General features: G+C 67.5%; 15 protein-coding genes, 3 rRNA genes and 1 pseudogene. 11 read left to right on the top strand and 8 right to left on the bottom strand.

The features are described from left to right. Window positions 1-89: 89 nt before the first annotated feature. From ACUKCB_RS20620 to ACUKCB_RS20600, 5 genes are all read right to left on the bottom strand, one after another. The gene (locus tag ACUKCB_RS20620) at window positions 90-821 is read right to left on the bottom strand and encodes a type II secretion system F family protein (RefSeq protein WP_473037235.1); all 732 of its coding nucleotides are present in this window, start codon (window positions 819-821) and stop codon (window positions 90-92) included. A 14-nt stretch (window positions 822-835) separates the two neighbouring features. Then, window positions 836-1,507, bottom strand: coding sequence for a type II secretion system F family protein (locus tag ACUKCB_RS20615; RefSeq protein WP_473037234.1), 672 nt, complete (start codon window positions 1,505-1,507; stop codon window positions 836-838). Further along, the gene (locus ACUKCB_RS20610; RefSeq protein ID WP_473037233.1) at window positions 1,495-2,847 is read right to left on the bottom strand and encodes a TadA family conjugal transfer-associated ATPase; all 1,353 of its coding nucleotides are present in this window, start codon (window positions 2,845-2,847) and stop codon (window positions 1,495-1,497) included. Before ACUKCB_RS20610 ends, ACUKCB_RS20615 begins: the two co-directional genes overlap by 13 nt. Then, window positions 2,844-3,932, bottom strand: a complete 1,089-nt coding sequence (gene ssd / locus ACUKCB_RS20605; RefSeq protein ID WP_473037231.1) for a septum site-determining protein Ssd — start codon at window positions 3,930-3,932, stop codon at window positions 2,844-2,846. The genes ACUKCB_RS20610 and ssd overlap by 4 nt, the downstream gene beginning before the upstream one ends. A 900-nt stretch (window positions 3,933-4,832) precedes the next feature. Further along, window positions 4,833-5,621: a Fic family protein gene (locus tag ACUKCB_RS20600; RefSeq protein ID WP_473037229.1), complete on the bottom strand. Its 789-nt coding sequence runs from the start codon at window positions 5,619-5,621 to the stop codon at window positions 4,833-4,835. Window positions 5,622-5,849: 228 nt separating this feature from the next. Between ACUKCB_RS20600 and acs the strand changes: the two genes are divergently transcribed. The 9 genes and pseudogenes from acs to rrf all read left to right on the top strand — a co-directional run bounded on the left by acs (window position 5,850) and on the right by rrf (window position 19,750). Beyond that, window positions 5,850-7,820: an acetate--CoA ligase gene (gene acs / locus ACUKCB_RS20595; RefSeq protein WP_473037228.1), complete on the top strand. Its 1,971-nt coding sequence runs from the start codon at window positions 5,850-5,852 to the stop codon at window positions 7,818-7,820. Window positions 7,821-8,017: 197 nt separating this feature from the next. Next, window positions 8,018-8,500, top strand: a complete 483-nt coding sequence (locus ACUKCB_RS20590) for a phage holin family protein (RefSeq protein ID WP_473037227.1) — start codon at window positions 8,018-8,020, stop codon at window positions 8,498-8,500. 6 nt (window positions 8,501-8,506) lie between these two features. Beyond that, a pseudogene (locus tag ACUKCB_RS20585) lies at window positions 8,507-9,418 on the top strand (alpha/beta fold hydrolase); the annotation flags it as partial. Between the two features lie 6 nt (window positions 9,419-9,424). Continuing rightward, on the top strand, window positions 9,425-9,937 hold the full coding sequence (locus ACUKCB_RS20580) for a DUF309 domain-containing protein (RefSeq protein WP_473041080.1): 513 nt from the start codon (window positions 9,425-9,427) through the stop codon (window positions 9,935-9,937). A 562-nt stretch (window positions 9,938-10,499) separates the two neighbouring features. Next, window positions 10,500-12,962 carry a sodium-translocating pyrophosphatase gene (locus tag ACUKCB_RS20575; RefSeq protein WP_473037226.1) on the top strand — a complete coding sequence of 821 codons (2,463 nt, stop codon included), beginning with the start codon at window positions 10,500-10,502 and terminating at the stop codon, window positions 12,960-12,962. Window positions 12,963-13,377: 415 nt separating this feature from the next. Then, window positions 13,378-13,851 (top strand): SixA phosphatase family protein, encoded by a 474-nt coding sequence (locus tag ACUKCB_RS20570; RefSeq protein ID WP_473037225.1) that lies wholly within the window; start codon window positions 13,378-13,380, stop codon window positions 13,849-13,851. Window positions 13,852-14,567: 716 nt separating this feature from the next. Beyond that, window positions 14,568-16,100: ribosomal RNA gene (locus ACUKCB_RS20565) — 16S ribosomal RNA — on the top strand. Window positions 16,101-16,437: 337 nt separating this feature from the next. After that, window positions 16,438-19,533, top strand: a 23S ribosomal RNA gene (locus ACUKCB_RS20560). A gap of 101 nt (window positions 19,534-19,634) precedes the next feature. Beyond that, window positions 19,635-19,750, top strand: a 5S ribosomal RNA gene (gene rrf / locus ACUKCB_RS20555). The 16S, 23S and 5S rRNA genes sit together here, the layout of an rRNA operon. A gap of 791 nt (window positions 19,751-20,541) precedes the next feature. Here the strand turns inward: rrf and serB are convergent. The 3 genes from serB to ACUKCB_RS20540 form a co-directional block, all read right to left on the bottom strand. Further along, window positions 20,542-21,753, bottom strand: a complete 1,212-nt coding sequence (serB, locus tag ACUKCB_RS20550; protein ID WP_452540187.1) for a phosphoserine phosphatase SerB — start codon at window positions 21,751-21,753, stop codon at window positions 20,542-20,544. Window positions 21,754-21,844: 91 nt separating this feature from the next. Further along, a complete protein-coding gene (locus ACUKCB_RS20545; RefSeq protein ID WP_473037224.1) occupies window positions 21,845-22,465 on the bottom strand; it encodes a DUF1707 SHOCT-like domain-containing protein in 621 nt (206 codons plus the stop codon). Window positions 22,466-22,604: 139 nt separating this feature from the next. Continuing rightward, window positions 22,605-23,360, bottom strand: a complete 756-nt coding sequence (locus ACUKCB_RS20540; RefSeq protein ID WP_473037223.1) for a hypothetical protein — start codon at window positions 23,358-23,360, stop codon at window positions 22,605-22,607. Between the two features lie 56 nt (window positions 23,361-23,416). On the opposite strand from ACUKCB_RS20540, the gene ACUKCB_RS20535 reads away from it, so the two are divergent. Both ACUKCB_RS20535 and ACUKCB_RS20530 read left to right on the top strand, forming a co-directional pair. Continuing rightward, a complete protein-coding gene (locus ACUKCB_RS20535; protein WP_473037222.1) occupies window positions 23,417-24,202 on the top strand; it encodes an ABC transporter ATP-binding protein in 786 nt (261 codons plus the stop codon). Between the two features lie 268 nt (window positions 24,203-24,470). After that, window positions 24,471-25,397: an SPFH domain-containing protein gene (locus ACUKCB_RS20530; RefSeq protein WP_191273813.1), complete on the top strand. Its 927-nt coding sequence runs from the start codon at window positions 24,471-24,473 to the stop codon at window positions 25,395-25,397. Window positions 25,398-25,459 lie beyond the last annotated feature (62 nt).

Here is a 25,459-nt window from a genome sequence, read left to right as displayed (position 1 = left end):
GCGGAAGGCGGCGTCCACCGGCCGTGTCCGTGAGGCAGGCCGATGGCAGAGTGCCGGGAGCGCCAGGGCCCTCGAACTCAGAACAAGCCCTAACGGCCCAGCGCCGAGGTGAGGAGTTCGGCGGCCATCGGCACCACCCCGATCAGGACGAAGGCGGGCAGGAAGCACAGGCCCAGGGGCGCGACGACCAGCACCCCCAGGCGCTCGATCCGCGCGGTGGCCCTCGCGCGGAGCCGCCGCCGCAGGTCGGCCGCGTGCCGGTCGAGCAGGTCCGCCACCGGCGCTCCGGTGTCGGCGGCACGGGCCAGGTCACGGCCGACCGCCACCAGGGGTTCGGGCAGGGCCGACCGCTCCCAGGACGGGAGCGGATCGGCGCCGAGCCGCAACCGTTCGGAGACCGCGGCCAGTTCGCTCCCCAGTCCGCCGCGTGCGGCTCCGGAGACCGCGGACAGGCAGGCCGGTACGGTCGCCCCGGCCCGGATCCCCGAGGCGATCAGCCCGATGAGCACCGGAAGGTCGTCGGTGATCGGCAGCCGTCCGGTCCCCCGGCGGGCACGGCGGGACCGCCACCACAGGAGAGCGCCGCCGCCGAGCACGGCGCACCCGATCGCAGGCCCGAACAGGGCCACCGCCAGGACCGTCGCAACGACCCCGGCCAGGACCCGGAGCCCGGGCGCAGCCGGCCGCCGCCGGGACGCCGTCTCCCCGGTGGGGGACCGTCCCGCCACGGACCGGGGTGGATCGGGCCGTCCCGGCCTCCGGGCCGGCCCGAGCCACACGGCGGCCACCGCACACAGCACCGCCATCACCTCGAAGAACATTCCCAACCCCCTCCTCATGCCACCGCGCCCCGGACCATACGCAGGGTCCACCAGGCGCCCACCAGATCGAGCAGCACACCGAGTCCCAGGCACAGCAGACCCAGCGGAGTGGTGAACAGGAAGGTCAGCGGTGCCCCGCCCAACCCCGCGGACATCGCCGTCCCGAGCACGGGGAGCCCGACCAGCACCAGCGCGGTGGTCCGCGGTCCCGTGGCCCTGGCGGACGCCTCGGCCCGCTGTTCCTCCCGCTCGGTCAGGCCGACCGCCAACGCGTCCACCACCCCGGCCATCCCCGCACCGGTCTCCGCCGCCACCTCCCAGCACACCGCCAGACAGGACAGGGACCACAGGCCCTCGTCCCGGTCGGCCTCCCTGCGCAGTGACCCCGCGTCCGACACCTCACCGACCAGAGGGCCGGCCTCCAGGGCCGCGACCCGCAGAGCCAGTTCGGGAGGCTGCCCGGACCGGAGCTCGGCCGCCATGACCCGGCACAGCACGATCACGGCCCGCCGCCGCTCGCCCCCCTCGTTCCTGCGCGGGAGAAGGGCACCGAGCGAGGGCCGGATGTCCGGGAGGCGCGGTTCGCGGGGGAACATCGCGGACAGCCGACTACGGTCACTGCGGGGAACCGACCAGAGCAGGGCCGCGGCCACCGCGAGCACCGCGAGGAGTATCACCGGCGCCACCCCCGGCCCAGGCGGTCGGCCACCTCCTCCGCCCCCGGGTACTCGTGCCGACGGCCGTCCGGGGCGAAGGCCACCGCGGGTACCGCCCGCACCAACCCGGAGGGCTCCCGGCGCAGGACCCGGACCTCGGACAGGCGGCGCCCCTGTCCGTCCCGGACCAGGTGCACCACCAGGACCCGGGTGGCCGCGAGCTGACTGTGCACCGCGCCCCGGGTGAGTCCGGCGGCGCAGCCCATCGCCTCCACCCGGGCGGGCACGTCCTCCGCCCCGTTGGCGTGCAGTGTCCCAGCGCCGCCCTCGTGACCCGTGTTGAGAGCCGCCAGCAACGACACGATCTCCGGTCCCCGCGCCTCGCCGACCACCAGCCGGTCCGGACGCATCCGTAGCCCCTGGCGGACCAGCGTCTCCAGCGAGACCTCCCCGCTGCCCTCGATGTTGGCCGGGCGGGTCTGGAGCCGCACCACGTGCGGGTGCTCGGGGCGCAGCTCGGGCGAGTCCTCCGCGAGCACGATCCGCTCCCGCGGGTGCACCAGCGACAGCAGCGAGGAGAGCAGGGTGGTCTTCCCGGTCCCGGTTCCGCCGCTGACCAGGAACGGCACCCGGTGGGCGACCAGGGAGCGCAACAGATCGGCCCCGGAACGCGTCAGGGTCCCACGGGCGGTCAGCCGGTCCAGCCCGAACACCCTCCTCGGCGGCATCCGCAGCGAGAGGCAGGCGCCCTCGGGCGCGATCGGCGGCAGCACGGCGTGCAACCGGGCCCCGCTCGGCAGCCGGGCGTCCACGTACGGCGCGGCCGCGTCCAGACGGCGCCCCGCCTGGAAGGCCAGGCGCTGGGCCAGCCGCCTTACCTCCTCGGCCGAGCCGAAGCGCACGTCCCGGACCCGGTGCAGCCCCTCCCCGGAGTCCACCCAGACCTGGTCCGGGCCGTTGACCAGGACGTCGGTGACATCTGCGGTCAGCAGTTCCTCCAGCGGCCCGGCGCCGGACAGGTCGGCGGCCAGTCTGCGGGTCATGGCGAGCAGCTCACTGTCCCCCAGGGCCCCGCCCTCGGAGCGGATCGCGGTCGCGACGTTGGCCGGGGTCACCCGGGTACCGGTGGCCACGAACCGGTCGCGGACCCTTTCCAGCACGGCGTTCTCCCCACGGCGGGCGATCGGAACGGCGGCCCGCGCAGCACCCGTTCCGGGGAGGCGGACGGGGGAGTCCGCCCCCGTCCCCCGGAGGTCCCGGTCCCGGCTGGAGGCCCGGCCGTGGTCCGGCCTGCCGGAGGGCTCCCCCGGACCCTTCGGGCGGCCCCGGTTGGCCAGACGGTCCCAGAGCGGCACACCCGCCTCGCTCATCGGGACCTCCGCACGCCGACGAGGGCTTCCACGACACGGTCGGCGTACCGGGCCAGCGGGGTCCGGGGGTTCCGGGCCGGGACGTCACCGGCACTCAGCACCCGGGCCAGGCCCGGTTCCGCGGGCAGGTCGGCGCCGAGTTCCAGCCCCAGGCTCCTCGCGACGACCTCGGTGGACAGACCGCCCCGGGCTCCGCGCACCACGACGCGGACCCGGTCGGCCTCCTGCCCGAGCCGAGGGGTCATGCGTGCGGCGGACACCACGGAGTACACGTCCGCGGGGACCACCACGAGCACGAGGTCGGAATGGTTGAGCAGGGCCGTGGTGGCGGGGTCGAAGGATCTGGGGAGGTCGGCCACCACCAGCTCGGCGCCCCGGCGGGCGGAGGCGAGGACGGAGCGGACCGCGCCGACGGGGAGCGGTCGGCCCTGGTCGGTTCCGTCTCCCCGGGCCCAGGTCAGCACGTCCACCCTGCCGACCCTGGGCAGTCCTTCGCGCAGGGTCCGCCAGGGCATCCGGCCTCGTTGGCGGAGCAGGTCGTCCCAGCCGGTCCTGGGGTCCGCCGCGGTGTGGTCGCAGCCCAGGTAGATGTCGGGCCCGCACCCCAGGGGGTCGGCGTCGAGCAGGGCGGTGGCCCGTCCGGCCCGGTCGCCGGCGAGGGAGAGGGCGACCGCGAGGAGGCTGGCTCCCGCTCCGCCCCGGCCGCCGACGACGGACACGAACGGCGCGGGCGGGTGCTCGGAAAGGGAGGCGAACAGGTCGACGAGGGCGGCCTCGTCCCGGGGGAGGAGGTAGGCGGAGGTGGTCTCGTTCCGGTCCGGGCGGGACCCGTCGGCCCGGGGCGGGGGTGTCCCGGCCCGGGCGACGACGGCCACGCGGGGGTGCGGCGGGGGGTGCGCGGAGCGGAGGGCGCGCTCCAGGTCTCGGCCGACCACGACGAGCGGGGCGCGGCCCCAGGCACGCAGGGCCTGTTCCGGGTCGGAGGCGATCGTGACCTCGGTGGCGGCCGCCGCGGCGAGCCGGACGAGGTCGTCGAGGAGGGCGGGGTCGGCGGTGGCGATCAGGGGGTGCTGCGGGATGTCCATCGGGCCTCCGGGGAGGGCGGGAACCTGCCCTTTCGACCTTCGCCGAACCGGGGCCGAGGCGGAAGCCTCGGTCCTGACCTGTGGATAACTCCGTGCCCGTGCCCGTGCACGGCTCCGGCGGCGGACACCGCGAGGGGGATGGGGGCGTCCGCACCCGGCGGGCGGGACACACGTACGGGGGCTGTCGTGTGTCCCGGCCCGTCAGGCGGGGCGGAGCGGATGACCTCGGACGGGCCCCGCAGGGGGAACTGGGGGCCGTCCGGTTCCGGCCTCGGGGGGACAGGCCGGATCCGCTCTCCTGGGAGGGACCTTCGGGAGCGATCGTCCGAACCTGCGTGCTCTCCTACGGGGCGCAGGGTTCGTACTTCCCGCGAAGTGACGACGGCAGTTCCGTCCTTCGGGCGCAATGTCCGCATCCGCCTGCAAAGGTGGAACCCGGTGCTGTCGGCCCTTCGCTCGACTCCTGGCCAGACGTTACCACGCAACACCGTGTATGGGTTCGGGAATCCAACAGAAAAACTTCGGCCAACCACCTTTTCGCAGAAGGGTCGTCAGCGTAGAAAGAAAGCAACAGGTGGCTGAGACCCACCCCGGCACGGAGGACGGGAACCCACGCTCCACTGGGCCCCGTAGGGCCTGTCCAGGTTTGGTGAAACCGGCTTTCACCAGGCCGGACTAGAGATAGTGGCGCTTGCTAACCCGCTCCTGCGGGCCGGAAACGGCGCCCCGGACCAGGGTTCGGGGCGCCGTTCGCCATGCGCGTGCATCTGCACGGAGCAATCGGGAAACATTCAGCACGGGCAAGCGTGACCGAACTGATATGCATTCGAGTTACTACTCGTCAGTAAATGAACTACTTTCGCGAACTCGGGGGTCTTTACCCCGACCGCCACGCCTCGATCAGCCGCGTTTGAGCGCCTCGCAGGTGGCCAGTGAGTCCTGGGCGCCCGCCCGCACCGCGCGGCAGCAGTACACGACCCACTCGGCGACGCCCTCGGGGGTACCGCCCATGTACCCGCGCAGCGCCGGACCGTACTCCTCCCGCAGGGTCTGGTGGCCGAGTTCAGAGGTGACCAGGGACTTGGGGTCCAGCCCGCGCTCGACCAGGGTCAGCCGCTCGGCGGCACGGGCCACCAGCCCGTCCCCCCAGCCGAACGGCCGGATCGCCATCAGCTCACCGTGCACCAGCGCAGAGGTCACCAGGGCCGGGACCTTCGTGCGGGAGCCCAACAGGGCGTACAGGCCCTCGAGGCGGGCGTTGGCCGCGGCGGCGCTCGGCGCGGGGCCCAGGTCCAGGGGATCCTCGACCCGTTCGCCCTCCAGACGGGGCCGGCCCAACGCGTCCTCGGACACGGCGTCGGCCGCGGCCAGGGTGTGCAGTCGTGCCAGCGCCTGCCGGGGGGCCTGGGGCCACGTGTCCACCAGAGGGCCCAGCTCACCGCCGATGCGCAGGGCGCCCTTGATCCTGGTGTCGTACACGTGCCCATCACGGATCTCGTCCATCGAGACCTCGGCGCCCTCCAGCGCCGCGGAGGCGCACGCGCCGCGCAGCGAGGACTCCATGGACACGTCACTGCTGCGACGGCGCAGGATGCGGTGCCCCAGCAGCCGGTCGACCAGGGTCCGAGTCTCGGCGACCGCGTCGCTGACCCCCGGCAGCTCGGCGATCCGGGACAGTGGGTCGGACATGGAGGCAGAAGTCGATTCGCTCACGGAAAACAACACTACGCGGCGGTAACCCCGTGCGCTCACACCACCCGGACCGGGCACGGGGGACCGCTCGTCGCGGACCGGCGACCGCTCACCGGCCGTTCGCCGCGTGCCCGGCCCCCACCGCCGCTGGACGCCGCCCCGGATGTTCACGCGGTCTGGACCACATGATTAATTGGACCCACAGCCAACGTAAGGAGAATCACAGTGGCCGACAGCACTCCCCCGAGCCAGGAGACACTGTCCAACCTTCTCCACGAGACCCGGAGCTTCCCGCCGCCCGCGGACCTCGCCGAGAACGCCAACGTCAAGGCGGGCGCCTATGACGCCGCGGCGCAGGACCGACTCGGCTTCTGGGAGGAGCAGGCCCGCAGGCTCCAGTGGGAGCAGCCCTGGGACACCGTCCTGGACTGGGATCCGCCCTACGCCAAGTGGTTCGTCGGCGGCAGGCTGAACGCCTCCGTCAACTGCGTGGACCGCCACGTCGATGCGGGTCTGGGCGACCGCGCCGCCATCCAGTGGGAGGGGGAGCCCGGCGACAGCCGCACCATCACCTACGCCGACCTCAAGGACCAGGTCTGCCAGGCCGCCAACGCCCTCACCTCGCTGGGTGTGGGCAAGGGCGACCGCGTCGCCATCTACATGCCGATGATCCCCGAGACCGTCGTGGCCATGCTCGCCTGCGCCCGGATCGGCGCGGTGCACATGGTCGTCTTCGGCGGCTTCTCGGTGGACGCCCTCGGCCAGCGCCTGGACGACAGCCAGGCCAAGCTCGTCATCACCGCGGACGGCGGCTACCGGCGCGGTAAGCCCAGCGCACTCAAGCCCGCCGTCGACGGCGCCGTCGCCGACCGGCCCGCGGTCGAGAACGTCCTCGTCGTCCGCCGCACCGGCCAGGACGTCGAGTGGAACGAGCGCGACGTGTGGTGGCACGACGCCGTCGGCTCCGCCGGCGCCGAGCACACCCCCGAGGCCCACGACGCCGAGGACCCGCTGTACATCATGTACACGAGCGGGACCACGGCCAAGCCCAAGGGCATCCTGCACACCACCGGCGGCTACCTCACGCAGGCCTCCTACACCCACTGGGCGGTCTTCGACCTCAAGCCGGAGACCGACGTCTACTGGTGCGCCGCCGACATCGGTTGGGTGACCGGCCACTCCTACATCGTCTACGGACCGCTCTCCAACGCGGCGACCGTCGTCATGTACGAGGGCACCCCGGACACCCCGCACAAGGGCCGTTTCTGGGAGATCATCGAGAAGTACAAGGTCACCATCGCCTACATGGCGCCCACGGCGATCCGCACCTTCATGAAGTGGGGCGACGAGATCCCCGCGAAGTACGACCTGTCGAGCCTGCGGGTCATCGGCTCGGTCGGCGAGCCGATCAACCCCGAGGCCTACATGTGGTACCGGGAGAAGATCGGCGGCGGGAAGACCCCGGTCGTCGACACCTGGTGGCAGACCGAGACCGGCGCGATCATGGTCAGCCCGCTGCCCGGCGTCACCTCGGGCAAGCCGGGCGCGGCGATGCGCGCCCTCCCGGGCATCGTCGCCGACGTGGTGGACGAGGCGGGCGAGTCCGTCCCCGACGGCGAGGGCGGTTTCATCGTGATCCGCGAGCCGTGGCCGGCCATGCTCCGCGGTATCTGGGGCGACGACCAGCGCTACCGGGACACCTACTGGTCGCGTTTCGAGGGCCTCTACTTCCCGGGTGACGGTGCCAAGAAGGACGAGGACGGGGACCTGTGGCTGCTCGGCCGCGTGGACGACGTCATGCTCGTCTCCGGCCACAACCTCTCCACCACCGAGGTGGAGTCCGCCCTGGTCTCCCACCCGAAGGTGGCCGAGGCCGCCGTCGTCGGCGCCACCGACAAGGTGACCGGGCAGGCCATCGTCGGTTTCGTCATCCTGCGCGGCGGCGCCGATTCGGTGCCCGAGGACCTGGTCCGGGAGCTGCGCGACCACGTCGGGGCCTCGCTCGGCCCCATCGCCAAGCCCGCCCGGCTCCTCGCCGTACCCGAACTGCCCAAGACCCGATCCGGCAAGATCATGCGTCGCCTGCTGCGCGACATCGCGGAGGGCCGGGCCATCGGTGACACCTCCACCCTCACCGACTCCTCGATCATGGATGTGATCGCCAAGCAGCTGCCCTCCGTAAAGAAGGGCGACTGACCCCTTCGGCTCACCGTCCGGTGCGAATACCACGGCGCCCCGCCCCTTCCACGGGGGCGGGGCGCCGTTCCCGCTCACCCGCGTGAGGAAACCGAACACCGCTGTTTTGCGTGCCGTGAGAGACATCAGTGGTAAGGCATGTGCGAGGATGCGGAGGATCATCCGCGTGTACGGACCGAGAGAAGGGAATCCCCACGATGGTGGACAAGCCGGGTGCCGGCCAACCTGGCGCTGCCAGCGACACCGACCGTTCCATCGGTGCGCTGGTCTCCGACGCCACCGACAACCTCTCCCGCATCGTGCGGCTCGAAATCAAGCTCGCCAAGCTTGAGGCCAAGGCTGACGCGACCCGGATCGGTAAGAGCGTCGGGGAGTTCGGGGCCGCCGGTGTGCTGCTCCACCTCGTCGCGATCCTGTTCTCGATCACCGTGGGCCTCTTCCTCGCCGAAGTGGTCGGGTGGGCCTTCTGGCTCTCCTTCCTGGCCGTCACCGGCTTCTACCTGCTGATCGCCGCACTCTTCGTCCTGTTCGCCGTGATCAACCTGCGCCGCCGTCAGGGCCTGGCCCGCACCGCGGTCACCACCTCCCGTCTCATGGGGATTCTGCGCGGCGAGATCCGTCCTCCCCAGGGCCAGGAGGTCACTCGGGACAACGGGGCCTCCGCACCCACCAACCGTTAGCCCCGGGTGTTGGACGATTCGGCGGCCTACCTCGACGGCCCCTGGGCCCACCGGACGGTCAGCGCCGCCGGTGCCCGGTTCCACGTGGCCGAACTCGGTGACGGCCCACTCGTCCTCCTCCTGCACGGCTTCCCCCAGTTCTGGTGGGCCTGGCGGGCACAGCTGGCCGGGCTGGCCGAGGCCGGGTACAGGGCCGTCGCGGTCGACCTGCGCGGCTACGGGGCCAGTGACAAGACTCCGCGCGGCTACGACCTGGTCGGCCTCTCCCAGGACATGGCGAGCCTGGTCCGCGCGCTCGGTGCCGCGGACGCCGTCGTGGTCGGACACGGTGTCGGCGGGCTCGTCGGATGGACCATGACCGCCTACCACCCGGACGAGGTGCGCGCCCTGGCCGCGGTGTCCGCGCCCCACCCCCGGCGCGCGGCGAGACTCCTCCTCCGTCCGGGGCCGGGGGTGCGGCACATGCTCCGGGCCCAGGTGCCCGTCCTTCCCGAGCACCGGCTCCTCGCGGACGGCTGCGTCCGGGTGGGCGAACTCCTGGACGCATGGTCCGGTCCGGGGTGGCCCGACCGGGAAGCCGAGGAACGTTACCGGCGTGCGTTCGCGATCCCGAAGGTCTCGCACTGCTCGCTGGAGTACCACCGCTGGATCTTCCGGTCGCGGTGGCGTACGGACGGGCTCAGGTACGGCACACGGATGCGGGCACCGGTCGGGGTCCCGGTCCTCCAACTGCACGGCGACCTGGACCCGGTGTGCCCGCCCGAGACAGCCGGCTCCTCCCGGCGGCTGGTCTCCGGGCCGTACCGGTGGACGCTGGTGGCGGGTGCCGGGCACTTTCCCCACGAGGAGCGCCCACGTGAGGTGGAGAGGGCTCTCGTAGGGTGGTTGCGGGAGATCGACGGCGCGAACGGCGGTGGAGCACTGATGGAGACACGCACGGACGGGGCGGATGGTGCCCGCGACCGCAACGAGACCGGGCAGGCACAGAACCAGCGTCCGAGGGACCGCTACGGCCGTCCGATGCCGCACGGCAGTGTCGGTGAGGTCGAACGTGTGCCCGACGACGCCGAGTTCACCGCGCAGGAGGGGATCGAGCAGGCCCAGCGTCTGCTCGACGAGGGTTTCGCCTTCACCGCCCACGAGGTGCTCGAAGCTGTCTGGAAGTCCGCTCCGGAGTCGGAACGGGAGCTGTGGCGGGGGCTGGCGCAGACCGCTGTCGGTGTCACACACGCCCAGCGGGGCAACCGGGTCGGTGCGGCCCGCCTGTTGAGGCGCGGAGCGGACCGGGTGGAGGTCTTCGGTCCGCACGCTCCGCACGGTGTGGACACGGCCGGTGTGGCGGCGTTCGCCCGGGCTCTGGCCGAGGATCTGGACGCCGGACGCGCGACCTCCGGGGACGGGATCGACACCGCGGGGATGCGGTTGCGCGGAGCGTAGTTCTGTTCGGACCGGAACGCTCTTTCTGGGGGAGGTTCCGGTGCGGCCCCGGGGCGGGCCCTGCGCAGGTTCGGACGGGTTCCCGCGCAGCCCTGGTTCTTCAGGGGCTGCTGAGGTCCGTGTGCACGTTGAGGCCCAAGAGCCAACTTTCCCTTTTATGGTTGTATGCGTGATTTAGCGTTAACATAGTGTTAATGCATTATGCGACATCATGCGTGGCCATAAGAGCGAATAAAGAAATTTATCCGCTTCTTGAGATCACCATGCGGTCACATCTTTAATTCCTCCTGGGGAAATGCCGAACGGGCCCTGATATTCAATCCCTCCCGTGCGTAGAATCCCCGGATCACCGTCCGCGCGTGAGCAACTGCGGGCGGCGTGCACCACACAGAAAGGTGGCACTGCTTCGACCCCGACAAGCGTGCCGTCGAGCCAGTTCAGGAGCCTTTCGGGGCGGCGGTACGCCCACGGCGGTGCGCGGCACCGGAGCCCACGAGGCAAACGTCCCGCACACCTTCGGCAACGGGGCCGAAAAGGACGTGCCCGTCTCAAGGAGGACGGATTGTCTGGGCTCAATCTCGCTACTGAAAGCGGCATCGCCCTGGCGTTGGAGGGCCGGGACCTCACCCTCGTCATCGTCGTCATGGTCGTCGCGCTACTCGCGCTCGCCGTCGCGGGGATGCTGGTCCGCGAGGTCCTCGCTGCCGGCCAGGGCACCGAACGCATGCGCAACATCGCGTTCGCGGTCCAGGAAGGCGCCGCGGCCTACCTGAAACGCCAGTTCCAAACCCTCGCGGTGTTCATCGTCGCCATTCCGCTGCTCCTGCTCCTGCTACCGGCGGACACCTGGGGCATCGCTATCGGCAGGTCGGTCTTCTTCGCTCTGGGCGCCCTGCTGTCCGCGGCCACCGGCTTCATCGGGATGTGGCTCGCGGTACGCGGCAACGTCCGGGTCGCCGCGGCCGCACGCGGCGGCGGCGAGAACGACAACCACAAGGCCATGCGGATCGCCTTCCGCACCGGTGGCGTCGCCGGCATGATCACCGTCGGCCTCGGACTGTTCGGCGCCGCACTCGTCGTCATCCTCTACCGGGGCGACGCCCCCATCGTCCTGGAGGGCTTCGGCTTCGGTGCCGCCCTCCTCGCGATGTTCATGCGTGTCGGCGGTGGCATCTTCACCAAGGCGGCCGACGTCGGCGCCGACCTCGTCGGCAAGGTCGAACAGGGCATCCCGGAGGATGACCCGCGCAACGCCGCCACCATCGCGGACAACGTCGGTGACAACGTCGGGGACTGCGCGGGTATGGCCGCCGACCTCTTCGAGTCCTACGCCGTGGTGCTCGTCGCCTCGCTCATCCTCGGCCGCGTCGCCTTCGGCACCGAAGGCCTGGTCTTCCCGCTGCTGGTCCCGATGATCGGTGTCATCACCGCCATCATCGGCATCTTCATCGTGGCGCCCAGGGCCAAGGACCGGACCGCGATGACCGCGATCAACCGGGGCTTCTTCATCTCCGCCGCGATCTCCGCGCTCCTGGTCACCGCGACCGCCTTCTGGTACCTGCCCGGCAGCTTCGAGGAGATGTCCGGAGTCAGCGACACCGTCATGGAGGAGATCAGCGCCGCGGGCACCGACCCCGACCCGAGGTTCATCGCGGTCGCGGCGGTCCTCATCGGCCTGGTGCTCGCAGCCGCCATCCAACTGCTCACCGGCTACTTCACCGAAACCGACAAGCGCCCGGTCAAGGACATCGGCGAGAGCTCGAAGACCGGTGCGGCCACCGTCATCCTCTCCGGAATCTCGGTGGGGTTGGAGTCCGCGGTCTACTCGGCCCTGCTCATCGCGGGCGCCGTGTACGCCGCATTCCTGCTCGGCGGCGGCTCCATCACCCTCAGCCTGTTCGCCGTGGCCCTCGCCGGAACCGGCCTCCTCACCACCGTCGGCATCATCGTGGCGATGGACACCTTCGGGCCGGTCTCCGACAACGCCCAGGGCATCGCGGAGATGTCCGGGGACGTCGAGGGCAAGGGCGCCGACATCCTCACCGGGCTCGACGCCGTCGGCAACACCACCAAGGCGATCACCAAGGGCATCGCGATCGCCACGGCGGTCCTGGCCGCCACCGCGCTCTTCGGGGCCTTCCGCACCTCCGTCCAGGAACGCCTCGGTGACACGGAGGTCTTCTCCCTCTCCCTGGACCAGCCCGACGTACTCGTCGGTGTGATCATCGGCGCCAGCGTCGTGTTCTTCTTCTCCGGTCTGGCGATCATGGCGGTGGGCCGCGCCGCCCAGCGCGTGGTCCTGGAAGTGCGCAACCAGTTCCGCACCCGCCCGGGGATCATGGACGGCACGGAGAAGCCCGAGTACGCGCGGGTCGTCGACATCTGCACCAAGGACTCGCTGCGGGAACTGGTCACCCCCGGTCTCCTGGCGGTCCTCGCTCCGATCGCGGTCGGATTCGCCTTCGGGTACGCACCGCTCGGCGCCTTCCTCGGCGGTGCCATCGCCGCCGGGGTGCTCATGGCGGTGTTCCTGTCCAACTCCGGCGGCGCCTGGGACAACGCGAAGAAGCTCGTGGAGGACGGCCACCACGGTGGCAAGGGTTCCGCCGCCCACGAGGCCACGGTCATCGGCGACACCGTCGGTGACCCCTTCAAGGACACCGCGGGCCCGGCCATCAACCCGCTGCTCAAGGTGATGAACCTCGTCGCCCTGATCGTCGCGCCCAGTGTGGTGATCTACGCGGACAACACCGCCCTGAGGGTCGGGGTGACCGTGGTCGCGGTCGGCGTGCTCGTCGGCGCCGTCCTGTGGTCGAAGAACCGGGGTTCCGGTACCGAGACCGACCTTGCGGAGATCGGTGGTGAGTCCGCGCCCAAGGACGCCCCCGAGTCGGGTGGTGGCGACGCCGTCACCGGTGACGGGGAGGACTCCACGGCTGCCGGGGACGGTACTGACCCGGGCCCGGAGGGCCAGGAGGGGGATCGGAAGGAGGAGGCCCGGGCCGGGGACGCGGGCCAGGGCTGACGACCGTCCCGGTGCGGCCCCCCGACTGCCGTCCTGGTCGCAGGTCCTCTCTGCCGCGGCCGAGGCGACGTCTGCGCGGTCCCGCCGCTGTCCTTCCGTAGCTCCGACATCCACGCGCGGCCGTCCGGAATCCCGGGCGGCCGCGCCGCTTGCGCTCGGGGTGACCGCGGTCGGGTCGATCGGGGCCGAATCAGTGCGGGGTCGGATCAGGGCGGGGCTACCCGGCCGGACCGGGGGCCCGGTTCCGGCATGGAAGGGCGCACCTAACCTGGATGTACGGACCCGCACTGGAACGGTCCGGAACGGTCAAGAGGAGTGGTTCGACGGTGTCGGGAATGAAAGGGCTGTTGGTCGTCGTGGGGGTGATGGTGGGCTTCATCGGTCTGCTGTCCGTGGTCGCGACGGTGTTGGCGTCATGACCCGGACCCTCCTGCTGATGCGTCACGCCAAGGCCGAAGACGGGTACGGCGTCATGGACCACGACCGAGAGCTCACCGACAAGGGGCGCCGACAGGCCGAGCGGGTCGGACAGCTGCTCACCGAGCGGAGCTATGAACCGGACCACGTGATCTGCTCCGCGGCCAGGCGCACCCGCCAGACCCTGGACGGGGTGCTGGGAGCCATGGACCTTTCACCGGAGGTCGACTACACGGAGGCCGCCTACCTCGCGTCGGCGGACGAACTCCTGGAACTGGTCAGCTACGTGGACCCCGAGGTACGCACGGTCCTGCTGGTCGGCCACAACCCGGCAGTCGCCCAGGTGGCCGCGTCCTTCGTCGGGAGTGAGGCCCTCGTCGCCTACTCCCCGGCGACCGTCGCCGCGGTGGAGCTCGAAGTGGAGTGGCTCTACACCGCACCGGGGACGGGCACCGGAAGCATCCTCAACTGAGAGCGCCGGCGAGGGTGCCCAAGGGCACCGAGGTGTGGTGGGGGTGAGGTGTGGTGGGGATGTTGCAGGGGACGCACCGGCAGCGCGACGAGGTGTGACCCAGGTCACTGGCCCCAGGGTTTGCATCGCCCCGGGTCGGGGAGTAATGTTCCCCGAGTCGCCTCCGACCGGCCCAAGGCCGCAAGGGGGCCACGATCTCTCGGTCGAAGCGAACGCGGGCTCTCTGCGGGCGTGATCGGATATTCGAGTCAGACATCTTCTCTTTTCGAAACACGGTGGTTCGAGCGGTGCTCGGGGCATGTAAACTTCGGAGAGTCGCTTCAAAAGCCCAGCGGAAACGCAAAGGCAAACGGAGCACACGGGCTTTACCCCGATCAGGAAAGACACAAACCGCCGATTTGGCGGGGCGCGGAACACCTGATAAAGTAAAGACACAACACAGCGAGAAAGTCGCAACAGCGGCCGGACCGCGACAAAGCCTTCCACGGAAGAGCAACCGGAACACACGTTCCGGAGCTTGTACGGGAAAAGCGATTGTTTCTTGAGAACTCAACAGCGCGTGTTTGATTTTCTTTAAGCCATGTTTGTTTTGGCCCCGACGCACCACGGTGCGTAGGGTTCCTTTGATTAACCAACGCGAGTTGGTTGGTCAGGATTTCTTCTAGGTTTACCCGTCCCAGGCAGACCCTCGGGTCGCCGGGTAGGGTTGTAGGACCTTTATGGAGAGTTTGATCCTGGCTCAGGACGAACGCTGGCGGCGTGCTTAACACATGCAAGTCGAGCGGTAAGGCCCTTCGGGGTACACGAGCGGCGAACGGGTGAGTAACACGTGAGCAACCTGCCCCTGACTCCGGGATAAGCGGTGGAAACGCCGTCTAATACCGGATATGACACACCATCTCCTGGTGGTGTGTGGAAAGTTTTATCGGTCAGGGATGGGCTCGCGGCCTATCAGCTTGTTGGTGGGGTAAAGGCCTACCAAGGCGATTACGGGTAGCCGGCCTGAGAGGGCGACCGGCCACACTGGGACTGAGACACGGCCCAGACTCCTGCGGGAGGCAGCAGTGGGGAATATTGCACAATGGGCGAAAGCCTGATGCAGCGACGCCGCGTGGGGGATGACGGCCTTCGGGTTGTAAACCTCTTTTACCACCAACGCAGGCCCCGGGTTCTCTCGGGGTTGACGGTAGGTGGGGAATAAGGACCGGCTAACTACGTGCCAGCAGCCGCGGTAATACGTAGGGTCCGAGCGTTGTCCGGAATTATTGGGCGTAAAGAGCTCGTAGGCGGCGTGTCGCGTCTGCTGTGAAAGACCGGGGCTTAACCCCGGTTCTGCAGTGGATACGGGCATGCTAGAGGTAGGTAGGGGAGACTGGAATTCCTGGTGTAGCGGTGAAATGCGCAGATATCAGGAGGAACACCGGTGGCGAAGGCGGGTCTCTGGGCCTTACCTGACGCTGAGGAGCGAAAGCATGGGGAGCGAACAGGATTAGATACCCTGGTAGTCCATGCCGTAAACGTTGGGCGCTAGGTGTGGGGACTTTCCACGGTTTCCGCGCCGTAGCTAACGCATTAAGCGCCCCGCCTGGGGAGTACGGCCGCAAGGCTAAAACTCAAAGGAATTGACGGGGGCCCGCACAAGCGGCGGAGCATGTTGCTTAATTCGACGCAACGCGAAGAACCTTACCAAGGTTTGACATCACCCGTGGACCTGTAGAGATACAGGGTCATTTAGTTGGTGGGTGACAGGTGGTGCATGGCTGTCGTCAGCTCGTGTCGTGAGATGTTGGGTTAAGTCCCGCAACGAGCGCAACCCTTGTTCCATGTTGCCAGCACGTAATGGTGGGGACTCATGGGAGACTGCCGGGGTCAACTCGGAGGAAGGTGGGGACGACGTCAAGTCATCATGCCCCTTATGTCTTGGGCTGCAAACATGCTACAATGGCCGGTACAATGGGCGTGCGATACCGTAAGGTGGAGCGAATCCCTTAAAGCCGGTCTCAGTTCGGATTGGGGTCTGCAACTCGACCCCATGAAGGTGGAGTCGCTAGTAATCGCGGATCAGCAACGCCGCGGTGAATACGTTCCCGGGCCTTGTACACACCGCCCGTCACGTCATGAAAGTCGGCAACACCCGAAACTTGTGGCCTAACCCTTCGGGGAGGGAATGAGTGAAGGTGGGGCTGGCGATTGGGACGAAGTCGTAACAAGGTAGCCGTACCGGAAGGTGCGGCTGGATCACCTCCTTTCTAAGGAGTCTTTTGAAGGCCAACTTTTTCCTATCGTTGGTCGGACTCGAAAGTGGACCCGAGCGTGCTGGTCTTGATGGCCGGCAGGTGTTCGGGAGTGGCTGAAGAGAATCGGACTCATACCTCTGGTGACTAGAAGCACCGGGGGGCGCGCTGTTGGGTATCTGAGGAAGCAATCGTGGCCATCGGCCTTCACCATGGGTGGGGGCGGGTGGTCTGGTTGGTTCCCCTGGACCACCCCTGAGAACTCCCAGCTGGTGCTGGTGTTGAGGTATCGGGGTTTGTGGTGGGTGTTTTGACTTGTGAATAGTGTGCGCGAGCATCTTATTATCTGTAGTGGCCAAGTGATAGTGGCACACGGTGGATGCCTTGGCATCAGGCGCCGATGAAGGACGTGGGAGGCCACGATAGGCCGCGGGGAGCTGTCAACCGAGCTTTGATCCGCGGGTGTCCGAATGGGGAAACCTAGCCCGAGTTGTGTCGGGTTGCCGCTACCTGAATGTATAGGGTAGTTGGTGGTGACGCGGGGAAGTGAAACATCTCAGTACCCGTAGGAAGAGTAAACAACAGTGATTCTCCTAGTAGTGGTGAGCGAACGGGGAAGAGGCTAAACCGTATGCGTGTGATAGACGGCAGTCGTTGCGTGTGCGGGGTTGTGGGGTGCATCTTTCCAGGTCTGTCGGCCTGGAGCGCTGATGGTTCTTCTAGCTGAATCCGTTGGGAAGCGGTACCGGAGTGGGTGAGAGTCCCGTAGGTGAAGGAAGAGTCTAGGTGTTGGTGTGTTCCCGAGTAGCGCGGAGCCCGAGAAATTCCGTGTGAATCTGGCAGGACCACCTGCTAAGCCAAAATACGTCCTGATGACCGATAGTGCACTAGTACCGTGAGGGAAAGGTGAAAAGTGCCCCGGTGAGGGGTCGTGAAATAGTACCTGAAACCGTGTGCTGTCAAGCCGTCAGAGCTGGGACTTGTTCCTGGTGATGGCGTGCCTTTTGAAGAATGAGCCTGCGAGTCATGGTGTGTGGCAAGGTTAACCCGGGTGGGGTAGCCGTAGGGAAACCGAGTCTGAATAGGGCGGTTGAGTCGCATGCTGTGGACCCGAAGCGGAGTGATCTACCCATGTCCAGGGTGAAGCGGGGGTAAGACCTCGTGGAGGCCCGAACCCACCAGAGTTGAAAATCTGGGGGATGAGGTGTGGGTAGGGGTGAAAGGCCAATCAAACTCCGTGATAGCTGGTTCTCCCCGAAATGCATTTAGGTGCAGCGTCACGTGTTTCTTGCTGGAGGTAGAGCTACTGTTTGGCTGATGGGCCCGACAAGGTTACTGACGTCAGACAAACTCCGAATGCCGGTGAAGTGAAGCGTGGCAGTGAGACTGCGGGGGATAAGCTTCGTAGTCGAGAGGGAAACAGCCCAGATCATCAGCTAAGGCCCCTAAGCGTGTGCTAAGTGGGAAAGGTTGTGGAGTTGCCCAGACAACCAGGAGGTTGGCTTAGAAGCAGCCATCCTTTAAAGAGTGCGTAATAGCTCACTGGTCAAGTGGTTCTGCGCCGATAATGTAGCGGGGCTTAAGTACACCGCCGAAGCTGTGAAGTTCAGCCCGTTGAGGGCTGGGTTGGTAGGGGAGCGTCGTGCATCCAGTGAAGCTGCCGAGTGATCGTGTGGTGGAGGGTGTGCGAGTGAGAATGCAGGCATGAGTAGCGAAAGCAACGTGAGAAACGTTGCCGCCGATTGACTAAGGGTTCCTGGGGCAGGTTAATCCGCCCAGGGTGAGTCTGGACCTAAGGCGAGGCCGACAGGCGTAGTCGATGGATAACGGGTTGATATTCCCGTACCCGTGCATGAGCGTCCAATACTGAATCAGGTGATGCTAACCACGCCGGATCTTTCAAAATCCTTCGGGAGATTGTTTGTATCTGGTCTGGGACCCGAGCTTGTAGTAGGTAAGTGATGGGGTGACGCAGGAGGGTAGCTCTACCCGGCGGTGGTTGTCCGGGGGTAAGCGTGTAGGCCGAGGGGTAGGTAAATCCGCCTCTCGTTGAGGCTGAGACGTGATGCCGAGCCGTTTTTGGTGAAGTGAGTGATCCCATGCTGTCGAGAAAAGCCTCTAGCGAGTTCGTGTGTGGCCAGTACCCTAAACCGACGCAGGTGGTCAGGTAGAGAATACCGAGGCGTTCGGGTGAACCATGGTTAAGGAACTCGGCAAATTGTCCCCGTAACTTTGGGAGAAGGGGAGCCCTGTCTGGTGACGGTCTTTACGGCCTGAGCTGGGTGGGGTCGCAGATAGCGGGGGGAAGCGACTGTTTATTAAAAACACAGGTCCGTGCGAAGTCGTAAGACGCTGTATACGGACTGACGCCTGCCCGGTGCTGGAACGTTAAGAGGACTGGTTAGTTGGGGTTCGCCCCGGCGAAGCTAGGAATCTAAGCGCCAGTAAACGGCGGTGGTAACTATAACCATCCTAAGGTAGCGAAATTCCTTGTCGGGTAAGTTCCGACCTGCACGAATGGCGTAACGACTTCCCCACTGTCTCAACCATGGGCCCGGTGAAATTGCACTACGAGTAAAGATGCTCGTTTCGCGCAGCAGGACGGAAAGACCCCGGGACCTTCACTATAGCTTGACATTGGTGTTTGGGATGGTTTGTGTAGGATAGGTGGGAGCCGGTGAAGTCGTCACGCTAGTGGCGGTGGAGGCGTTGGTGAAATACCACTCTGACTGTTTCGGGCATCTAACTTTGGACCGTGATCCGGTTCGGGGACAGTGTCTGGTGGGTAGTTTAACTGGGGCGGTTGCCTCCCAAAGAGTAACGGAGGCGCCCAAAGGTTCCCTCAGCCTGGTTGGTAATCAGGTGTTGAGTGTAAGTGCACAAGGGAGCTTGACTGTGAGACGGACGTGTCGAGCAGGAGCGAAAGCTGGGACTAGTGATCCGGCACCGGCGTGTGGAAGCGGTGTCGCTCAACGGCTAAAAGGTACCCCGGGGATAACAGGCTGATCTTCCCCAAGAGTCCATATCGACGGGATGGTTTGGCACCTCGATGTCGGCTCGTCGCATCCTGGGGCTGGAGTTGGTCCCAAGGGTTGGGCTGTTCGCCCATTAAAGCGGCACGCGAGCTGGGTTTAGAACGTCGTGAGACAGTTCGGTCCCTATCCGCTGTGCGCGTTGGAGACTTGAGAAGGGCTGTCCCTAGTACGAGAGGACCGGGACGGACGAACCTCTGGTGTGCCAGTTGTCCTGCCAAGGGCATGGCTGGTTGGCTACGTTCGGGAGAGATAACCGCTGAAAGCATCTAAGCGGGAAGCTTGCTTCGAGATGAGGTCTCCTGCCTCCTGGAGAGGGTAAGGCTCCCTGTAGACGACAGGGTTGATAGGCCGGGTGTGGAAGCCTTGTGAGGGGTGGAGCTGACCGGTACTAATAGGCCGAGGGCTTGTCCGCTGCAGATAATTGGATGTTCGCGCACACTATGTTCACGGTTTTCCGCCGTGTGGGTTCCCCTGTTTTGGGTGGGGTTGAGCTTGCGGGGTGGTTGTTGGTTTCCGTGGTGGTTGTAGCAGGAGGGTCACACTCGGTCTCATTCCGAACCCGGTCGTTAAGTCTCCTTGCGCTGATGGTACTGCCCTGTGGTGGGGTGGGAGAGTAGGTCGCTGCCACGGTTTTTCTTGAGAAGAAGGGGGAGGGGTTCGCTGGTGCGGGCTTCTCTCTCTTCTTTTTTTGTGGTGGTTTGTGAACATGTGAAAAGCGGGGTTGTTGGCTGGGGTGCCGGCCCCCCGGGGGGTGCCCGCCCTCCCGGGGCCCGCCCCCTGGGGGCTGGGGTGCAGGCCCCCAGGGTCGGGGTGCCGGCCCTCCCGGGGGTGGCTTGGAGGGGTTTTTCCGGGTGGGTGGGTTCGGCTCCTCTTTTTTGCGGTGATCTTGCTACCAGGAGCAATGTCGGCGCCGAGGTTGCTTCTGGTAGCAAGATCACCGTGGTGGGGGTGCGGGGGTCTGCGCGGGTGGTGCCTTCCAACGGTCTGTGGTCGGGGTTCAAGGCACCCCCCTGGGGTGGTCTGGGCCCGGTGTTCGTCCGGCTGAGCCCTGTGGGGGCTGGTGTAGGGCGTACTCGGAGGCCGCTACGCACCTCGCGGGACGTGCTTGATCTTTCTACGTCTGGTTCTGGAAAAGGGCGAGGCCCGTAGCTCGCCAACCCCCTGGACCACTGATGTGTTCCAGAGATGCGTGTCCCCAGCCCTGGCGAAAACCCCCTGTGTCCGGGCGCCGCCCACCGCGCTCCGGCCTACCCCCACCACTGGGGGAGGGTAAACCAGGTGCACGTTCTGTGACCCCCTGGGGCTGAGGGGGTCTGCGCGGGTGCGGCTTCAAACAGCGGATGGTCCGGGTTCACAACCCCTTGGGGGCCGGGAGCCTGACAAGCGCGGCAACCCCCAGGGCGTGAGGGGGTTGGTGGGGGTCAGGCGTGGAGGTCGGCGGCTTCGATTTCCTCGCGGGTGATGCCGAGGATGAAAGCGATCGTGTCCAGGTACGGCACGTTGACCGAGGTATCGGCCTGTTGGCGCACCACGGGTTTGGCGTTGAAGGCCACGCCCAGGCCGGCGGTCTGGAGCATGTCGAGGTCGTTGGCGCCGTCGCCGATAGCGACGGTCTGGGCCAGGGGGACGCCGGCCTCCTCCGCGAAGCGCTGGAGGGTGGTGGCTTTGCCCTTGCGGTCGATGATGGGGCCCACCAGTTCGCCGGTGAGTTTGCCGTCGATGATTTCGAGGGTGTTGGCCGCCGAGTAGTCCAGGTCCAGGCGCTCCACGAGGACGTCGGTGATCTGGGTGAAGCCGCCGCTGACGATTCCGCACTCGTAGCCCAGGCGCTTCAGGGTGCGGACCAGCGTACGGGCGCCCGGGGTCAGCTCGATCTCGTCCCGGACCAGGTCGATGGCGGACACGTCCAGGCCCTTGAGGAGGGAGACACGGCGGCGGAGCGACTCCTCGAAGTCCAGCTCGCCCCGCATGGCCTCCTCGGTGACCTTGGCGACCTCCTGCTCGCAGCCCGCGTGTGCGGCGAGGAGCTCGATGACCTCGCCCTGAATCAGGGTCGAGTCGACGTCCATGACGATGAGGTGCTTGCCGCGGCGGTGCAGGCCGCTGGACTGGACGGCCACGTCCACGCCCTGGGTGGCGGACTCCATGGCCAGTTCGGCACGGAGCTGGTCCGGATTGCCGCCGGAGATCTCCATCTCCACGGACGTCACCGGGTAACCGGAAAGCCGTTCGATCCGGTCGATGTTGGCACCCGAGCGGGCCACACAGGAGGTGATGGCGCCCAGGGCGCCGGGGCGGAGCGGGGCGGCCAGGACGGTCACGTGGAGCCTCTCCGCGGAGGTCTCGTTCACCCGTCCGTTGCCGGCGCCGTACTCGACCTCCATGTCGAGGTCGATCGCGGTCTTGTCCAGGGCGGCGCGGACCTCCTCGAAGACCCGCCGGCGACTCACCCCCGGAGCGACCCGCTCGTCGACCTCCAGGACCGAGCCCAGGACCAGCCGTCCGCCCAACACGACCTGCTCAAGGTCGACGATGGTGACGGGGAAGACGGAGAGGGTGCTCAGAAGGCGTGCGCTGATGCCCGGGCGGTCGCGCCCGGTCACCGTTACCAACAACGTGGATTCATCACTCATGGCGTTGTCCACGGTACTCGGCCATGGGGCGGGAGTGACTGGCAGGGGCGGAGGTTTTCGCAGCTAGTTCACTATGTGGACAGAAAGACGTTCACTTCTTGCGCTTCTTCTTCGCCTTTTTGGCCTTCACGTCCACCCCGCCCAGCATGCACGTCCCGGTCAGATGCAGGACGGGGGCGTTCGGGTCTGTGACCTGGTCCGTTCCGTGCAGGTCCGTACCACCGAGAATCGCCGACGTGTTGTTGATCACCCGTACCCCGTGGGGCACCGTGATCTCCACCCCGCCCAGGATCACGGCGAGCTGGATGGTCACCTCGTGCTGGCTCAGCACCGCCTCGCGCAGGTCCAGCTCGACCCCTCCGCACAGGACCGACACGTTGGTACGGGGTTCGACCAGCCATCGGCCGCGGCGTTCACATCCGCCGAAGACCGCCACGAGGTTCTCCGAACCCTTGCTCTGACCGGCCAGGTCACGGGCCTCGCTGCCGAGGACCTCCATGCCGTTGTCGGGGCCGCCGCGGTGCGGAGCGGCGTTTCCGGGCAGATCGGAGATGATCGGGCCGAGCTCACCGATGGTCTTGGCCCTGTACAGGGTGTCCAGCCGCTCCTCGTGTTCGACCGGGCTGAGGCGGCCTTCCGCCAGGGCGTCGCGGAGCCGTTCGGCAACCTGGTCCCGGTCCGCGTCCGAAGCTCGGATGTGCTCGGGTTGCATGATGACGGCTCTCCTCCTCTGTGGGTCGGCCACGAACGGCCTCTCACCCCAGTATCGGTGCGACCGGTGCTGTCGCGGATCAGGTGAATCCCCTGGCTTCACCCCGAGAATTCCCGGCACCACTACCAGGGTCCCACTTTCAGCGGGGAAGCTCTATGGCCGCGTGCGCGGCCACCCGGGCCCGGCGCACGGCCGCGTCCAGCGTGCGCAGGGCCTCCTGCCGCAGCCGTGCCTGGTGGGCGGTGAGCCCCCGGCCGGATCCGGGCTCGGCGAGCTCCACCATCCGCGCCAGCCTCTCGGCCTGTGCCGCCACCCTGTGGGCGCGCGGGGGGTAGCCGTGGGCCAGAGCCGGGACCCCCGGGTCGCCGAGGGCCCTGTGCACGGTCGGGGCGAACCCGGCCACGTCGTTCACGCCCTGGAGCTGTTCGGCGACCTCGACCAGGGTGAGCTTCAGCCGCTGTTCCGCCTCGGCGAGGTCGGGGATCTGGGGGACGGTGTCGTTCGCCGGATACGGGGCCCACGAAACGCCCACGTAGGATGAACCACGCCGGTCGGCGGAGGGCACCAGGCCCACCTGCCGTTCGGTGAGCTGCACCAGCACCCCCTCCTGAGCCTCGATGGCGGCCTGGTTGAGTTCGGCCGGGCCCACCAGCCCGAACGGGTCACCCCAGGCGGGCAGCGCCAACCGGAACACGGACAACCCCAGGCCGCGAAGGTGCACCAACGCGGTGCGCAGCGGTACGCCGCCGTCGAAAGGCAGGTCTCCTGGCGGTACTGTCCCGATCAGGTTGGGGCCGCTCCGGCGTTCGACGGCGTCGACAGCGTCGTCCAACCCGACGTGGCCGGACAGCCAGGCGTTGCCCCAGGCGACGAGCGGTGCGGACGTCAAATGCATTACTTCAGGGTAGGGCGGCCCGTGCACCGGCGTGGGACGTGACGAGAAGGAGGATGATGGACGGGCGTGTTCTGGGCCTGAACGGGGTCACGGTACGACGCGGCGGGGAGAACCTGCTCGACGGGGTGGACTGGTCCGTGCTGGAGGGCGAGCGCTGGGTCATCCTCGGCCCCAACGGCGCGGGCAAGACGACCCTGCTGAACGTGGCCTCCAGTCAGCTCCACCCCACCGCGGGCAGGGTGGAGATCCTGGGGGAGTACCTCGGGGGCGTGGACGTGTTCGAGCTGCGGCCGCTGATCGGCTACGCGGGGGCCTCCGTGTCCGGCCGGATCGAGGAGGACACCCCGGTCCTGGATCTGGTCATCAGCGCCGCCTACGGTTACCTGGGGCGTTTCCGGGAGGAGTACGGGGTCCCCGACTACGGGCGGGGCAGGGCGCTGCTGGGGCACTGGGGCGTCGGCGACCTCGCCGAACGGTACTTCCACACCCTCTCCGAGGGCGAGCGCAAGAGGGTGCTGATCGCCCGCGCGCTGATGTCCGACCCGGAACTGCTGCTCCTGGACGAGCCCGCGGCCGGGCTCGACCTGGGCGGCCGCGAGGACCTGCTGCGCCGGCTGGGCAAACTGGCGGGCAGTGAGTCCGCGCCCGCGCTGGTCGTGGTCTCCCACCACGTCGAGGAGATCCCGCCCGGCTTCACGCACGGCCTGCTGGTGCGGGACGGCGGGATCGTACAGGCCGGCCCGCTGGACGAGGTGATGACCGCCGAGCACCTCAGTGAGACCTTCGGTCTGCCGCTGAAGGTGGAGCGTGACGGGGAGCGGTGGACCGCCAGGGCCGTATAGGGATTGTTTTTATAGCGGCAATATATTGTCCGTTAATCCTATTTCCGTCCGGATGTGGTCGACCCGGATAGGTATGGGGTAGCGTCAACGTTCAGTGAGCGGATCGCTCTGTTTCGGCGCGCTTTGTGATCATCGCCTGGAGCGAGGCCGTGGGGGCGCGGTCCGCCCCCCACGCTGCCTGTCACCCCCGTCAGGAGATCCGGAGCCGTCTCAGATGCCGCTGCTGAAAACCGTTACCCGGTCCGATACCGGGGGGGTCCGGTAACCCATGGCCCCGATCATCATCGTCGTACTGTTCGTCGCCGTCCTGTTGATCATCTTCTGGCGCAGTGTGCGTATCGTGCCGCACTCGATGGAGGACGTGGTCGAGCGTTTCGGTAAGTTCCACCGGACGCTCAGCTCCGGTTTCAACATCGTGGTCCCCGGTGTCGACCAGGTCCGGGAACGAATCGACCGCCGCGTCCAGGTGGTCAGCTTCCCGCCCCAGTCGGCCATCACCGAGGACAACCTGGCGGTCGAGGTCGACTCGGCGGTGTACATCCGTGTGGTCGACGCCTACCGGGCCACCTACGAGGTCGCCAACTTCATCCAGGCGGTCGAGCAGCTCACCCTCGCCACCCTGCGCAACGTCATCGGTGGTATGAACCTGGAGGGGACGCTCACTTCCCGCGACCAGATCAACCGCGAACTCAAGTCCGTCCTGGACGAGGCCACCCGCGACTGGGGCATCGAGATCAGCCGGATCGAGCTCAAGGGCATCGAGCCGCCGTCCTCCGTGCAGGAGGCGATGGAGATGCAGATGCGGGCGGACCGGGAGAAGCGCGCCCAACTGCTCAGCGCCGAGGGTGAGAAGCAGGCCGCCGTCCTGCGGGCCGAGGGTGAGCGCTCCTCGTCCGTACTGAGGGCGAAGGGTAGTGCCGAGGCGCAGATGCTCACCGCCAAGGCCGACGCGGACGCACAGACCCTGAGGGCCCGGGGTGAGGCCGACGCCATCCACATGGTGTTCAAGGCCCTGCACACGAGCCGGGTCGACCCGGACGTGCTGGCCTACCAGTACCTGCAGAAGCTGCCCGAGATCGCCAAGGGCGACGCCAACAAGGTGTGGATCGTGCCCGCCGAGATGGGGCAGGCGCTCCAGGGCGTCAGCAGCGCCTTCGAACGCATCCAGAACGAGGTCGTGAAGATCCCGACCTGACCGGAGGACCACCATCGTCGGGCCCCGGGCGTTCGTCGCCCGGGGCCCGTGCCGGTACGAGC

This window comes from Nocardiopsis moroccensis (genome assembly GCF_055763695.1).
Note: the sequence above shows the minus strand (reverse complement) of the source record. Positions and strands in the feature narration are given on the sequence as shown.